Origin of the sequence: Seonamhaeicola sp., from assembly GCF_028281565.1 — a bacterium.
Lineage (GTDB): Bacteria > Bacteroidota > Bacteroidia > Flavobacteriales > Flavobacteriaceae > Seonamhaeicola.
On the sequence record NZ_JANQJQ010000026.1, the window covers coordinates 1 to 15,924 of the forward strand.

Consider the following 15,924-nt stretch of genomic DNA (forward strand, 5'->3'; position numbering starts at 1 on the left):
GGTAGCAACCATCGCCATTAACGTAAAAGTGGTAAAGAATTTGGCTTCTTCACCTGTAAATCCTAAAGCTATCCCGTAGGCAATTATGGTATCTCCTGCTATAACTTCAGCGCCCACGTAGACGAACAAGGTTAGTACGCCTAACCATAAATGAGGGAACTGAAAAATAGTTGTTTTCATTGTGGTTCCAGTAGTTGTCACGTCCGGTTCACCAGCTTCTACATGCGGTAACGGTGCTTTTCTGATTAATAAACCTAAAACAAGTAATACTACCGCCATTATAATGTAAGGGGTAAATACGCTATCGGCCATGGTATCTAATAGTGCGCTCTTTTCTTCTATGGATACCGTGCTTAGTTTTTCCTTGACCTCATCAATGCCCGATAGCAATAAGGCTCCAAAAATCAAGGACCCCAAAGCGCCTGCTGTTTTATTGGCTATACCCATGATAGCAATACGCTTGGCGCCGCTCTCCAAGGGGCCCAATATGGTAATGTAGGGATTGGCTGCCGTTTGTAAGATCGTCATACCTGCACCCTGAATGAAAATGGCCAGTAAAAACACCCAATAAGTCCTGGCTTCGGCCGCTGGTATGAAAATCAAGGCTCCCAAGGCCATAATGATTAACCCAATGGACATCCCTCTCCTATAACCTACCCTGGTAAGCAAATAGGACGCCGGCAGGGCCATAACCACAAAACTGATATAAGAGGCCGAGGCTACCAAATAGCTCTGGGCCTCGGTCAGTTCATTGATGGTCTTCATAAAGGGGATCAACGCTCCGTTGACCCAGGTTACAAAACCGAATATGAAAAATAGACCCGCGATGATGAGTATTGGGAGCTGATTACTCCTTCCAGATTGTTGCATGCCTTTAGCTAATTTCGGCACAAGTTCAAAAACGTTAGCTAATTACTAGTTTAATTATTAGTCTCTTTAGTATAAAATTTAATCAAATTCGCACAAAAAAAGGTCGTTTGAGCAAACAAACTCATAGAGCAAAAGTAACGACCTATTCTTTCGTAACTATTATTGTGTTTACCTTGTCCTATAATTCCTTGCCCACAATCCGTAAAACTTTAACGCTTTTTCAGGATGTTTATAACTATTACCATGACAACCAAATTATCAACATCCTTTTTTTAGGTTGATCTAAAAGGAATATTCTAAGTAAAAAGACAATTTTGCAAACTATATTTGATTAAAATTTAAACTTCAAAACACAACTTGCGTTTTAACTTTGGAAACGTATAAAAAGTTAAAAACCATGTCGAAATCGTATACCTTGTTTTTTATCGCATTGGCTGTATACACCCCTATTCTTGCAAAATCTAGTAATCTAGGGATTGTACCAATACCAAACAGTATGACTACTTATAAAGGTATTTTTAAACAGGAACCGACCCCTTTAATCAAAATGAATTTTTATAATCAGTTCTTAATCAATGATCAGGGGTGGCGAACAGCTATGGATAAATATCCGCTTCTAACAAAAAACAGGCTCTAAACGCTCCAACGCGGTTTGGAAAATAAGGATAGTGGTATGCTTCATGAAAGGTCTTATACATCATCGGATATTCGGGAGTTTGTTGACAAAAATGCCCAAAAAAGCAGCACGCCAAGATGTACCAATGCGTGTACTGTAGAAGACGTTTGCCCTTATTCTACCTTAAAACTATATTACAGAAACAGAAACTGGACCTATGTTTTTGATTTTCCCGAGGACATGTACCCAAGTGACGCCTTTATTCTGGAACAGTTTAGAACTACAGATTACGGGTACTGTGTTTACAGGATGGACAATGATGAGCCGGATCACTATGTTGCCCCCAAGCAATTTAAAAATGGGGTAACTGCCAATTTCTCTATGGAAGCATTTATCTCTGGACATGGCAGAAGAGCCTGGTTAATGAGAGCTATGGGTGATGTGGTCGGTGATATGCAAAAATTTGTGCATACCGATTTTAGAACCGGTAAACAATACGAATGGTATGTTCACAAGGGTATAAAAGACTACCACGGTCATGGCCATTGTGGTGGTGCTTGGCGCTTAGTAAAAAAGTGGTTTTAGGCAGTTTCTAAAAACGAGGCTCTTATTAAGTTCGAACATCGATGCCTCCATTGAAAGTTAGATTATTGGGGTTACGACCGAAAAAGTAGTTTGAATGATAAAATATGTGAAATAGAATTATAAAAGAATTTTTATTAAATTATAACATGATGTCAATGTCTTTAAAACAGATACAAATCTTATTATATTTATGTGTAACCTTATTATCTTGTTCCTCTACTAAGGTCCAAGAAACCTCACCAATTAAATTAGTGGACGGAAAAACAGCACAACAAATAGTTCAAGAATACACCCAATGGTCTGCCATAAAGAACGATTGGGCCAACTTAGCTTATTATCAGGAAGCCAATTCGTTATTACAGGAACCTGCTAAAAGCGAAAATCGCGTGGTTTTTATGGGCAATTCCATTACCGAAATGTGGAAAGTCCATGTGCCAACGTTTTTTGAAAATGAATCATTTATAAATAGAGGCATTAGCGGACAAACTACGCCGCAAATGCTTATAAGATTTCGTCAGGACGTCATCCAACTTCAACCAAGAATTGTAGTGATTCTTGCCGGTACCAATGATATTGCCGGTAATACCGGACCTACAACCAATCAAATGATTTTAGATAACATCATATCTATGATAGAAATGGCTAATGCCAACAATGTCAAAGTTATCTTATGTTCTGTATTGCCTGTAAACAAATACCCTTGGTTCCCCAACCTTAAACCTGCCGATAGGGTTATTTCACTAAATAAATCACTTGAAAGCTATGCCAAAAAACATAGCGTCCAATATGTTGATTATTATTCTGCTTTGGTCGATAAGGAAAAAGGATTACCTAAAAAATATGCACCAGATGGTGTACACCCTAACAAACTTGGATATTCCATTATGGAGCCATTAGTTCTAGATGCATTAAATAATTAATGGAATAATGAAAGGACTTCTATTATCCTATTTTTCGTGCTACTGCTATATAATTGCTTTCTCCCAAGAGACAAACTCAGAAAAAGAAAAAATCAGGTATTATAACAAATTTAGTCTTTTTATTTCGTTTCCAATTGAAACCCTTCAAATAAGTTTGAAATCTTCTTAAGATCTTCAATTGTTAATGGAGCTAACGAATCGTTCCATTCCTTTAAATTTTCAAAGCCACAACTACCCTTCACTTCTTTAAATAACAATTCACTTGGCGAATTAACCCCATCCGACAAATCCCAAACCTCATCCACTTCATAGTTATTTTCTATGAAGTTTGTATATCCTTTTTTAGTCAGTTCTTCTTTTAAATTGTTTGCGGACCATTTGGCGCCAAAATTGCGGGTAGAGTTTAACCATAATGTCATTTTTTTTGCATCCGTACCCGGATAAAAATGATCAATAGCCTTTAACAGATCATTTTCCATGTTATAAACGGTATACTGTGCTCCTACCAGTTGCCAATACAGCAAGGGTACAAACCCTTTTTTAAGCTCTATTGTTGGGTGTGCTATTAAGTACGGATTGAAAATAACGCCTTTTACGCCATCAAATTTCGCTTTATTTTTATGCATTAGTGCCAAGCTACTGTAAGCCCCCAGAGCATATAATCTTCCTAAATCTTCTGCTGTTACGGTGGTTACTGCTATGGATAGGTCTATACTTTTGGCATTATTCGTAAAATTGGCTATTTGTTTTTGGTTAATACCGCTTTCCCAATCGGCTATTCTTATAAAATTATCCTGTTGTTTAAAGTCTTTTAAGTCTACAATCTTTTCCTTTAAGGTTTTTACATCATCTGGTGATGTCCCGGGGTACATGATGTAAATACTTCTATTGGCATATTCATCCTGTATAGTATCATTATACAATAGTTGCTTGGCCTTGGTTTCACCACCGCTTGTACCGGTGGCTCCCAGTATAACCACATTCCTTACTTTATGCTGTTTGATAAAGTTTTTATAGGCTTCGGGTAATTCCAACAACTTAACCCATGATACCGCATAAGGGACAGATGGGTCATGGCTTAGTGTTGCATAGGATGCAATGCCCTTATCATTAGCTATTTTTAAAATGGTTTGAATTTCTTTAACGGTATTAACACTGACCAAATAATGCATGGGTAATACGGGGGCCTTTAAGGCATTTGAAATATAAGGAATAGACGGAAAACCAGTAGTTATTAATACAGTTTCTATTTCCGAATTATCGTCAAATATTTGGTTATAGAAATCTACTGTTTTATTGACTGATTTTTCCAAATAATTGGGTGTAGCTAACACATGATTTGGCCCCGAGCCCGGTGCATTGACTTTCCAGGAATGTGAGATTCCTGATGTTATGTTCTCTGCAGATTTTTCAACGATGTACTCCGCACTCATGCCACCGTCTAATTTAAAAATAGGGACATCCTCAATCTTTTCTGTCTCAATGTCAAAAACGGTTAGTTCATCTTCCTCAATAATCCTAAAAAAGGTTTGATACGTTTCTTCTTCATTAAAACCAGCTTCTTTCAAAACAATATAGACGCCATAAGCTCCTTTACTAAAGTGCATTGGCACCTCTATATCAAGACTGTACAAAAACTCATTTTTATCATGCCAATTATTAACTAGGTGTTTGGTCAAAGAACTGGATCCATCTGAAATATTTACAATTTTTAGACTTAAAGATTCTATTTTTGCTTTATTACCTTTGTTTTCAACATATACCCGAGCTTTAATGGTTTCTCCTGCATTATATGCTTCCTTATTTAATGTTACCTCTATTTTCATTGGAAGTCCTCTTTCTCCAACAATATCTTCTTTTTTGTTATCTATACATCCTCCAAACACTATTGCTAATAGTAAGGCTATACTCTTTAGTATTCTCATTTTTAACTGTTATATAATTATGTGGCTATTATGATAATTTCGGAAAATCTTAATGATTAAAAAAACAGATATTATAACATATAATCCTATTTATACTTAATTTCTCCATATTTTAAAATCAATTTTTTCGCAATTTCAGTGGCATTTCCTTGTGGAGTTGAAGTATAAACTTCCTTCTCTTGTGTCCAATCCCACTCAAATTGTGTAACTTTATCATAGAATGCTTTTTTATCAAACACTTTATTGTTTTCAACAGCCTTAATTACATCATTGATAAACATTTTCCATCGTTCTTTATAAAATCCTTTGGTTAACCCTGCCCAGGAGCGGTTAGCGTAATCATTTAAACTTTGGGCTGCTGTACCCCAAGTGGTAATAATATTTCGAGCATTATGTTCGTAATACTTTTTTTCTTCTTCGTTAAGTCCAAAGGCTTTAGCATCTTCCAGCCATTTACCAACAAGAAAAGACGATTGTGTTGCCAAAAGTTTGTCCAAATCGTCAAATAACTCCAGCATTTTCTGACCATTTGCTTTTAGCAATTTTAAATCTTTTGCTTCATAACTATTTGTAAACTCATCTCTTAACTTAGTAAAATGATTGCCCAGCACTTGTCGCCCAACGTTTGCCACATCATATTGATAACTTGGCGTATCACTTGGGTTTTCCAAAAGCAATTGCCAAGCTTTAAACAAATCGGTATTATTATAATTGATTGTTGGGTCGGTTGTCCAGTTACCGCTACCTGTTAAAGTTGGCCTTGCATTGGTTAAAGTAGCTTGTCCTAATCTTGCCGGATCTTTATAAATTTTATGATGTAATAGCTCCCAAGCTTTTTGGTTACTCTCATCTTTTGAGCCATAACGCAAATCTGCCCAGTTTTGAATCCAAACGTCTGTATTGGTTACTCCGTCTGCCCAAACTTTTTCAAATACATATTCGTACATCACGGGATTAACATCCAAAGCTTCCAACGTTGAACCAATTCCCCACATGTTTGTATTATTTTTCAAAGCATTTTCAATACGTTCCTCTACGGTGTCAATATTACCCGCTAGCATGGTATTACCTCCAAAGTTCCCCAAATAACACCATATAAAAGGCTGATCAAAAAAGGAATCTGTCATTTTCCACACTTCTTTATTTTCACAGTAATAATCTAGTAGCATCATTTTATCCTGAGGTACAGCCTTAACCATAGCTTCTATGCGCTCATTGGTCCAATGGTCCCTTTCAAAATAAAATATCCAGGACATTTGTAACCATGTAGCTTCAGGGTCTATATCTGTTATAGAGCTATAAATGGTATTTGACACGGTTGCCAAATATTCCGGTTCCCAACTTGGGGGATGTACTTCATTAAAAGGATCAGCTCCATATATATGGTCTGTTCCATATAATTCAGCTTGTTTGGTCAAAAATTTATGTTGTACTTCCTTGAATACCGGATCTAGTGGATCTAAAAAGAAGGTACGGTACGCATCTTTAAATCCTCCCCAAGAACTTAGCTGGTTTATTTTTGCTTCAGGGTATACCGTTTTTAAGGCCTCAGGCACATGACCCGCAAATGCTGGAAGTACCGGAGTCATTCCCAATTCTCGTTCTCGTTTTACAATGCTTCTTTGTAATTCTTTTTGATGTGTTAACCAGGACTGTGGCAGAGGCCCGCCCCATTTATCCAGATTGGACATACGGTGCCACGGCAAATGGGCCGGCCCAGTGAAATACAATCGTATTTGCTCATCAGACAATCCATACTCTTTCCATACCTCATACCAAATAGCTTCTTGTCCCGTAATGGCCAACGGCATAGTAACACCGTTCAATGCCATCCAGTCGATAAAACGTTCCCAATCTTTCCATTGCCACCAGGGCATAGTATAACCAAACGTACAATAGTTTAAAAAGAAGCGATTTTTAACCCTCGCAGACTTTGTAACTTTTTGGGGAACTACCGGTAAAACCTTAGGTAAATGGATGGTGTCATTGGCATACCATGACACGTAGGTATTGCAATAGTCTTTTAGGTAACAGTTTAGACCTACTGCCATGGAATTATAATTATTTCCTCTTATATAAACCTTTTTCCCTTTTGATTCAATTTCAAAAACATCTTTACCTCCTGTTGTTTTCAATTCCTCAAAAACAAAACTTTCTGCAAAACTTGGGGCTATTCTTTGGACTAAATTATTTATTGGATTATCTGACTGTATTGATTCTTCCTTTTTACAGTTGTAATTGAGAAAAAGCACAAGGCTAAACAAAATACTGTAACTATACTTTTTGATCATTTTTTACTTGGATTTTAAAAAAGTCAGAAGAATGTTTATTCTTCTGACCAGACACTTTAACTAAAACAAACCAATTAAGATTTATGGACCGAATGTTATTGATTTAAAATTCAACACATTTTAAGTCATTACGAATTTAAATAAGGCTAGCACCTATGAGGTAGAAAAAATCGTCTAAGAAGTTCGTCTATTAATCAATTTACATTGATTACTTTTTTTGAACCTTTTCAATTTGTATAGCTGCATCATTTTTTGCAAAAAGGATAGCTTGTTCTTTATTGGCCAGAGTAATCCATTCGGCATTTTTTACATCACCTTTTACATATAGACCACTTTTATAAGGGGCCATGGGATTAAAGTTCCCTTTTCCATCTCCCTCCAAATATAAGCCATAAGAGGCATCATTACGAGGGGTCTCAACTTCTGAAACATATAAATTCCCTGAAAGTATCAAGTCGATCGCTCCATCTCTATTTATATCTCTCGCTATTATACTGTTAACCGAAGAAACCTGAGCTTCATTGGGTAAAGGAAACATTCTAAAAACACTGTTCCCTTGATTTTCTATGTAGGAACTAGAAAAATTGTATGCTTTAAAATGTGCTTTTGAGTCTTTCAAGCTTTGGGTAGAATATATATCCTCCACATTGGCTTCTGCAAAGGAGTTATAGTCTTTAAATTTTATTTTTATGGCTGGTATCTGTTCTGAGGAACATTGTCTTCCCCTTACCGGATATTGTTCTCCATCATAATAATAACTTAAAACTATATCTATGTTTCCATTGTTATCATAATCATCCGCATAAACATCAAACGATTCTTGCGTTGATGCCCTATACTTGTAATTCAATCCTAAATTACCAACAACAAAATCAATATCGCCATCCCGGTCAAAATCTTCCGCGATAATACTATTCCACCATCCTGTAGATTTTTCAAATCCAAATAATTCGGTTTTATCTATAAACGTACCGTTTTCATTTTGAAGGAATGTAACTGGCATCCATTCACCAACAATCACTAAATCCAATTTATGATCGTCATTGAAATCCGTCCAAACTGCGTCGGTCACCATTCCTATATCCTTAAGATTCGGTGCTTTTTCATTGGTCACGTCCGTGAACTTGATATTTGAACCTTCACTATCATTTCTTAATATATAACTACTAGTAGGTACTGGGTAATTCCGTGGTGTATGCCTTCCTCCTACAAACAAGTCAATATCCCCATCGTCATCAAAATCCGCAGGTACAACCTTGGAACCACTTATGTACATTTTGGGCAAAGCTGTGTTGCTTTTCACAAAACCTTGTTTTGTATTGATATATAATCGATCTTGATATGGCTCTGTGTTAGCATAAAATTCGTTTCCCCCGCTAACTACGTATAAATCTTGCAGTCCATCATTATTTGCATCAAAAAACAGAGCGTCTACATCTTCGTTAATATCATCCATACCCCATGTGCTGAGAAGTTCTTGCTTCTTAAATCCTCCTTCCTTTTGTTGCATATAAATGACCCCATACTTACCTGAGGCGCCCCCAATATAAAAGTCCTCTAGGTCGTCATTATTAACATCCCCTACTGCCAGGGCAGGCCCAAATTGAGACATTTTATTAGGCAATAATACTTGATAAAAATAATCATCAAATTTATTTTCTTGATGCGCATGATTCAATTCCATATCATTTGTGATGTCTTTAAATAACGCAGAGGTTTCTGTTTTTTCACTAGGCCGATTTAAAGCACTATTGGCATGGCTCAAGTCTATTTGAGTGTTTGTTTTTATCAATGTTACAGTTTGTTGTTCTCCATCTGGCCAAATTACCTTAATGCTATCAAGGGTAACAGCTTCACCTACTCCAAAGTTTAAAATTGATGGTACTGCAGATTGAAAGCCTCTCGAATTTACGGCTTGCTGCACTTGTACACTACCGTTATTATACAAATAGACTTTTGCACCTACACCCAAAAGGTTTTTTTCAGTACCTTTTAGATTAACCTTTAAATAGTTATTAGTTTTACTTTCTGAAGTTGTGTTTTTATATACCTTACTCATTTCGTCAATATTGTTTACCACTAGGTCCAAATCGCCATCATTATCCAGATCGGCATATGCCGCTCCATTAGAAAACCCTTTATGGTCCAATCCCCATTTTTTTGCTATTTTGGAAAATGTAAGATCTTTATTGTTTTTAAAGGCGTAGTTTTCAATTTTTTCTGAGGGTATCCCTTCTATGAGGGGCAGTAAATTGGTGCCTTCCTTTTTCTTCTTCCCGTATTGCTTTCCTATTTTTTTAAAATAATCCTTATTATTTATCTCTCTACGTGTACCATTGGTAACGTATAGGTCTTTCCATCCATCATTGTCAAAATCTGCAAATAAGGCAGCCCAACTCCAATCTGTTAGAGCCACTCCTCCCAGTCTAGGAATATTACTAAAAAGCGGGAGTTTGTTTTCATCGTTACCTACATTTAACTGCAGGGTATTATGCATATACTGCGTATGAAACCCAAAGTGGTCCATCTGATCAAACATTTGAACGTTCATACTTTGCATATTGGCTTTGGACCTACGATTATCCTCGGGGGTCATATCCAATTGAAAAAAGTCCAACAAGCCGTCATTATTAAAATCCGCCACATCAGATCCCATTCCAAAAAATGCGGTTTGATTGGTCGTTTTCTTAATTTGATCTGTAAACGTACCATCACCATTGTTGAAATAAAAATTATCTGGTGAGGCAAAATCATTCGACACGTAAATATCTTGCCAACCATCTGAGTTATAATCCCCTATTGCTGCTGATAAGGATAGGCCAAAACTTAACAGCCCAGAAGCCTCTGTTATATCGGTAAATGTATTATCCCCGTTATTCCTGTATAAGGTATTAGATTGCTCGTCCGTTACATTTTGCATTAACCTATGGTACTCTGGAACTGTCGTTCTAAAATCGGTTGGTGGGTAATTTATCACATATAAATCCAAATCTCCGTCGTTATCATAATCAAAGAAGGTACCTTGAACACTATGGCCTAAATCTGCAATTCCGAATTGCTCCGCTTCTTCGGAAAATACGGGAACATTATTGTCGTCTAACCCCTTATTAACAAACAAAAGGTTTTTCGTATCGGCCCAAATCCCAGATACACTAACATAAATATCCAGCCAACCGTCAGCATTCACATCGGCCATTGTAACCCCAGTAATCCATATATTTGTCTTCGCTCCCACTCCAGAAACCTTGGTAACATCCTCAAAATTAAGTTCCCCTTTATTCAAGTATAATTTATTTTCAACCATATTACCGGTAAAATAGATATCTTCCAACCCATCATTATTTATATCTCCAATGGCTACTCCTCCTCCCATATACATATAACCATAATTGAAGTAATTAATAGAATCATTTTCTGTTAATATATTAGAGAAATCTATGCCGGATGCTTTACTATCCATATCCACAAATAATTCATCTGATATAGAGAAGACTCCCTTTTTCTCCAAACACGAAAAGCACATGGTCACCACCAATATGATGATGTAATATCTAAACTTCATATTTAAAATTTATAATGTTAATAATACCTTTTTAACTTAAATTTATCTGTTTACATTCTACGAATTATTGACTGAACATAATATAACCTTTTTATTTCTAAAATTTTAAGCCAGAACCAGTTCCTCCAATTCAATTAAACAAAAAAAGCAATGATTATATATTTATTACAATCATTGCTTTTTTTATATTTCTGTATTATCTATTAATAACCAGGGTTTTGGGGCAGCAATGATGGGCTCGCTTCTAATTCCGCCCTTGGTATTGGCATATAGTACATTCTATCGTCCCAAGTTCTAAATTCATCAACCACCCGGTCATACTGATAGGTTTCTGTAGGTGGGTTTGTCGTATTATCCCTTAAAATGGTAAGGCCAATAGCAGGTTTAATAACCTGGTCCCCAATTTTCCATCGCGTTATGTCGTACCACCTTAAATTCTCAAAGGCAAACTCTACCCTACGTTCATTTCTGTACCGTTGTTTTAGGGCCACCCCTGAATCTGTAACATCTGGCATATCAACATTTGTCCTGCTTCTTACCTTATTAATGGCCATACGGGCATTGGCTTCATTGCCTAGCTCAATCTGAGCTTCCGCATAATTTAAATACATTTCAGCTTTCCTAAAATACACCCACGGTGCATGGTGGTCAGGGTTTTCCAGACCTAAAGGTTTTGAAGTATCCGTTTGTTTTATGATGTTATAATGTGTTACCGTCCCTCCATTAAGGTTAGAACCTAAACCAGCCAATGCAGCATTGCTTGGGTCCGCTTGGTCATAATGGTATTCTATAGTAATTGGAGAACCTTCCTTATTTATAACACTATTGTGGTGTATAATGGTCATGTCCAATCTGGGATCTCTATTCGTCCAAGGATCCTGTGGGTCCACTGGGCTACCATCCTGGGTCTCATAGGCATCAACTAAATTCTGTATAGCCATTGTAAATCTAGGGTCGGAAACAAAATAGTTTGCCGGCAGATAATAACGATCTATAACAAAATTCCATGTCCAAACTCCAGGTAAGTCTGTATTTGCCGCTCTATTTTCATTAGTATAACCTCTGGCAAACATAACTTCTTGTGAGCGTACTTCATTGTAAATATTGGAATAGTCCGGATCGATACTATATTCTGGTAAATCCATGGCTGCTTCGGCAGCATCACTTGCGGCCTGCCATTTCGTTAAATCGTTGGTAGGGTTGTGTAAAGCACTTGCAGCATATAACAGTACTCTTGATTTTAATGCCATTGCTGCTCCTCTTGTAGCTCGTCCGGTATTGCCATCAAAGGCTTCAGTAGGTAAATCAGGAATTGCGGCATCCAATTCACTTACTATAAATGCGGACACCTCATCGTATGGTGTTCTGGTGCGATCAAAGGCGGCTCCAAGGTCAACCAAATCCGTAATTAAAGGTATGTCTCCGTAAAAACTAATCAAATCAAAATAACACCAAGCTCTTATAAAACGCATTTCTGCCGTTAGTTTTTGAACCAAATCGGGAGAAGCCATTGTATTTGCAATCCTATCAAAATAAATATTCGCTCTTCTGATGTTAGAATAGTTTTCCCTCCATGCATTTTGGGTAAAGTCCTCAGAATTATCGGCTGTATGCTGATTTCTTGCATATAATTGAAGACCACCGCCGCCAGCTACATGCATGGCGTTATCAGTGCCTACTTCTGGAAAAAAGGCACCAAATTGGAAAAACCTAAAGGCTCTGTAATTACCCAAAACGTAAGCATCCAATAAGGCATCATCGTTAAAGATATCTCCATCTGATATATCAGCTAGCGGTTGTTTGTTTAATATATCTTCACTACAAGAAGACATAATGACTGAAGTAAACACCACTATAGACATTACTATGGTTTTTACCCCAACCTTTTCTTTATGATTAATAATTGTTTTTATCATTGTATTATATATTATAATATTAATTAAAAAGTAATGTTAGCTCCAAAATTGATAATCTTTTGAATCGGAACAAGTGCAAATAAAGGAATCCCTTGTTCGGGATCCCCCAAACCATCTTTCTTAAACTTGTCAAATGTTAACAAGTTGCTTCCGCTCGCATATACACGAACCGCAGACAATCCTATTTTCGATGTAATTTCCTGAGGTATATTATAGGCCAATTGCACATTTCTAAGTCTTACGAATGAAGCATCTCGAATCCAGAAATTTGAAGGAATCTCACCTCCCAAATATCCATTTCTTAAAGATTCGGAAGCTCCAAGTCTTGGTAAAGATGCGTTAGGGTTTGCTGGCGTATAGGCATTTCTTAAGATATATGACAAATCCCCTTGCCCAAAAATAGCTGTCTGTATGGCATTGGCATTGGCCACCCCTTGGAATAAAGCACTTAACTCAAAATTCTTATAGTCAAACCCAAGGTTTAAACCAAACTGAATGGTCGGATCGGGTTCCCAAGCAATTCTATCGTCAGGGTCCAATATACCATCCCCATTGGTATCGGCATAGATTAAATCTCCAATACCTGCACCTGCCAATCCAGGGTTATTATCTACATCCGCCTGGTTTCTATAGATACCAATGGCATTATATACCAAGCGACTTCCTATAGGACGCCCCTCCAGGTTTTGATACGGTTCGGCCGGTTCTACAGCATCCTGGAACACCAGTTCGTTCTGAGCATATGCAATATTACCTTCCGCAGAGAAATTTACATTACCAATTTGGGTCCTGTAACCTAAAATAGCCTCAAATCCATTACTCTCTACTTTGCCTATATTTTCATTAGGCCTCTGAGCAGGGGCAACTCCTGTATATAAAGGAATACTAACATTTCTTGGTGCTAAAATATCGTTCCTTTTTTCGCTAAAAATATCTAGGTCCAATGTTAACTTATTATTGAACAAACCTAGTTCCAATCCTATATTAATATTTTCTGATGTTTCCCATGTCACAAATGGATTGGCTATGGTACCGATTTGTCCAACAATAGGCTGGTCTGTTAAAGTACCTGTTCCTAGTGGGAAAGAGCCGTCATTACCAAACCTGTTTAAGAATTGAAACTGCGGAATTAAATCATTACCAACCTTACCCCATGTTCCTCTTAACTTGAGATTACTTATGGTATTATTATCCTTTAAGAAGTTTTCCTCGGAAAGCCTCCAAGCGCCTTGTATAGATGGGAAAAAACCAAAACGCTCCCCACGAGGAAAATTAAAACTCCCTTCATAACGAAAGCTAAATTCGACAAAGTATTTCTTATTGAAATCATAACCGAGTGTTCCAATATAACTTTGCCTAGCAGATTCATTAGCAAAAGCAGTTGTAGTTTGATTTTGGATTCCTCCTGCAAAAAGTTGATCTATTGTGCTTGCTAAGAAATCCCTTCTTGAAAGACCTGAGCTATTAAACTCCTGATTACTTTCTTCATAGGCTAAAAAGGCATTTACAGAATGCTTTCCAAAAACATTAGCATACCTTAAATTGATATGTCCTGTTAGTTCCAAAAATCTTTCATAATCTTCGATTACTTTGACATCTCTTTGTACTATATCTTCCACTATATTCCCATTAGCGTCTATATCATATTGTAAAAAGGGTCTATCGAACTGTTTATCGTAATCTTGACGAAAATTAGCAGCCCCCCAAATTTCAGCACTTAACCCTTCGATTCCCGGAATTTTATAGACAACTCCTAGTTTGCTATTAAATAGAGTATTACGCTCACTTTGATAACCACTTGACCGTCTTGCTATAGCCAATGGATTCAAGTTCAAATTTGTCTGGCTTAATCGCAAAGGCCTTCCATCTTCTGTAGTTGCGGCCTCAAAAGGCAATCCTCTTGCTGCTGCATTTGACACATCACCAGGTGAAGCTCCAAAGAATTGGTTTTTATCATATCTTCCTGCCAGATTGAAGGACACTTTTATTCTATCCGTGGCATTTAAGTCAATGTTGGACCTAAAGTTGTACTGATTTACATCCGTAACATCATCCTGAACAATAATTCCCTCTCTTTGTGCCACGCTTAACGATGTAAAATAACTGATGGACTCTGTTCCTCCCCTAAAAGATAAATTGTGCCTTGTTTGAATAGAAGTTCTATCAAACACTTCTTTGTACCAATCCGTATTTTTGAATCCTGGTGCCGAAAATTCAGCAATTTGCTCATCACTAAACGACAAAACATTAGCACTAGGGTCCCTTTCCAAAATAGCTCTAGACATAGTTGCAAACTCCAAAGACGTTGGACGTTCTGCAAATCGTGTTGGTGATAAAATTGCCGTGTTTATTGTATAATTAAAGACAGGCTTACCGGTTTTACCGCGTTTGGTAGTCACTAAAATAACACCATTAGCAGCCCTTGACCCATAAACAGAAGCCGAAGCATCCTTTAAAACGGATATGCTTTCAATATCTTCATTATTAAGACCGCTCAGACCATCTGCCCCAATTACACCATCGATTACTATCAATGGTTGCGTTGGATCAATGCCATCATTTGGATTAGAATCAAAAGTTCTTACCCCCCTTATATTAATATTAATTTGTTCCCTTCCAGGCTGCGCTCCTGTTTGAGAAACCACCAGTCCGGGCAAACGTCCTGCCAATGAATTGGTAAAGTTTACCTCTGGATTCCTTTTAGTAAGATCTCCAGAAACCTGGGCAACGGCTCCGGCAACTTCCAACTTCTTTTTTGTTCCATATCCAACAACTATGACATCATCCAGACTTGCTATTTCCTCTTCCAAAGACACGTTAATGGTTGATTGACCACCAACTATAACCTCTTGGGTTTTAAACCCAATGTAAGAAAAAACCATAGTGGAGTTATCGGTAACATTAGATAATGTATAGTTACCATCAAAATCAGTTGAAGTTCCATTTGTAGTTCCCTTAATCAAAATCGATACTCCCGGTAATGGCTGACCATTGGTGGAATTTACATTTCCTGAAATTTGTTTTTGAGCATAAAGACCTGTTGCCATCAAAAGAAACAAACCCAAAACTAATTTCGTTCTAAAATAAGTTTTTTTCATATTTATATAATTGTTAGTTTATGCCGTAAAATTAGTATCCCAAGACAACCCTAAGGTTTAATTATTAATCGGAATGGTATGATTATCATTCTTTTTTAGTATACTGCTTTCAAGACATAATCTAAAACACATTTTTTATAT

At 37.0% G+C, this 15,924-nt stretch carries 9 protein-coding genes; 3 read left to right on the forward strand and 6 right to left on the reverse strand.

Going from position 1 to position 15,924, the window contains the following annotated elements:
* On the reverse strand, positions 1-870 hold an 870-nt coding region (locus tag Q0983_RS12705; protein ID WP_299553822.1), incomplete at its 3' end, for an MFS transporter.
* 397 nt (positions 871-1,267) lie between these two features.
* Between Q0983_RS12705 and Q0983_RS12710 the strand changes: the two genes are divergently transcribed.
* From Q0983_RS12710 to Q0983_RS12720, 3 genes are all read left to right on the forward strand, one after another.
* A complete protein-coding gene (locus Q0983_RS12710) occupies positions 1,268-1,507 on the forward strand; it encodes a hypothetical protein (RefSeq protein WP_299553792.1) in 240 nt (79 codons plus the stop codon).
* A 15-nt stretch (positions 1,508-1,522) separates the two neighbouring features.
* Positions 1,523-2,071 carry a hypothetical protein gene (locus Q0983_RS12715; protein WP_299553795.1) on the forward strand — a complete coding sequence of 183 codons (549 nt, stop codon included), beginning with the start codon at positions 1,523-1,525 and terminating at the stop codon, positions 2,069-2,071.
* Between the two features lie 251 nt (positions 2,072-2,322).
* Positions 2,323-2,991: an SGNH/GDSL hydrolase family protein gene (locus Q0983_RS12720; protein ID WP_299553798.1), complete on the forward strand. Its 669-nt coding sequence runs from the start codon at positions 2,323-2,325 to the stop codon at positions 2,989-2,991.
* Between the two features lie 119 nt (positions 2,992-3,110).
* On the opposite strand, the gene Q0983_RS12725 is transcribed toward Q0983_RS12720, so the two are convergent.
* The 5 genes from Q0983_RS12725 to Q0983_RS12745 all read right to left on the reverse strand — a co-directional run bounded on the left by Q0983_RS12725 (position 3,111) and on the right by Q0983_RS12745 (position 15,783).
* A complete protein-coding gene (locus tag Q0983_RS12725) occupies positions 3,111-4,916 on the reverse strand; it encodes a hypothetical protein (RefSeq protein ID WP_299553800.1) in 1,806 nt (601 codons plus the stop codon).
* Between the two features lie 86 nt (positions 4,917-5,002).
* Positions 5,003-7,207 (reverse strand): alpha-N-acetylglucosaminidase, encoded by a 2,205-nt coding sequence (locus Q0983_RS12730; protein WP_299553803.1) that lies wholly within the window; start codon positions 7,205-7,207, stop codon positions 5,003-5,005.
* A 208-nt stretch (positions 7,208-7,415) separates the two neighbouring features.
* Positions 7,416-10,769, reverse strand: coding sequence for a VCBS repeat-containing protein (locus Q0983_RS12735; RefSeq protein WP_299553806.1), 3,354 nt, complete (start codon positions 10,767-10,769; stop codon positions 7,416-7,418).
* 203 nt (positions 10,770-10,972) lie between these two features.
* Positions 10,973-12,685 (reverse strand): RagB/SusD family nutrient uptake outer membrane protein, encoded by a 1,713-nt coding sequence (locus tag Q0983_RS12740; RefSeq protein ID WP_299553809.1) that lies wholly within the window; start codon positions 12,683-12,685, stop codon positions 10,973-10,975.
* A 23-nt stretch (positions 12,686-12,708) separates the two neighbouring features.
* Positions 12,709-15,783 carry a TonB-dependent receptor gene (locus Q0983_RS12745; RefSeq protein WP_299553812.1) on the reverse strand — a complete coding sequence of 1,025 codons (3,075 nt, stop codon included), beginning with the start codon at positions 15,781-15,783 and terminating at the stop codon, positions 12,709-12,711.
* Positions 15,784-15,924: the final 141 nt, after the last annotated feature.

Bases quoted from the DNA above. Each gene is read 5' to 3' on its own strand.
- Q0983_RS12710 (WP_299553792.1), top strand. From the start codon at position 1,268: ATGTCGAAATCGTATACCTTGTTTTTTATCGCATTGGCTGTATACACC.
- Q0983_RS12725 (WP_299553800.1), bottom strand. From the start codon at position 4,916: ATGAGAATACTAAAGAGTATAGCCTTACTATTAGCAATAGTGTTTGGA.
- Q0983_RS12730 (WP_299553803.1), bottom strand. From the start codon at position 7,207: ATGATCAAAAAGTATAGTTACAGTATTTTGTTTAGCCTTGTGCTTTTT.
- Q0983_RS12735 (WP_299553806.1), bottom strand. From the start codon at position 10,769: ATGAAGTTTAGATATTACATCATCATATTGGTGGTGACCATGTGCTTT.
- Q0983_RS12740 (WP_299553809.1), bottom strand. From the start codon at position 12,685: ATGATAAAAACAATTATTAATCATAAAGAAAAGGTTGGGGTAAAAACC.
- Q0983_RS12745 (WP_299553812.1), bottom strand. From the start codon at position 15,783: ATGAAAAAAACTTATTTTAGAACGAAATTAGTTTTGGGTTTGTTTCTT.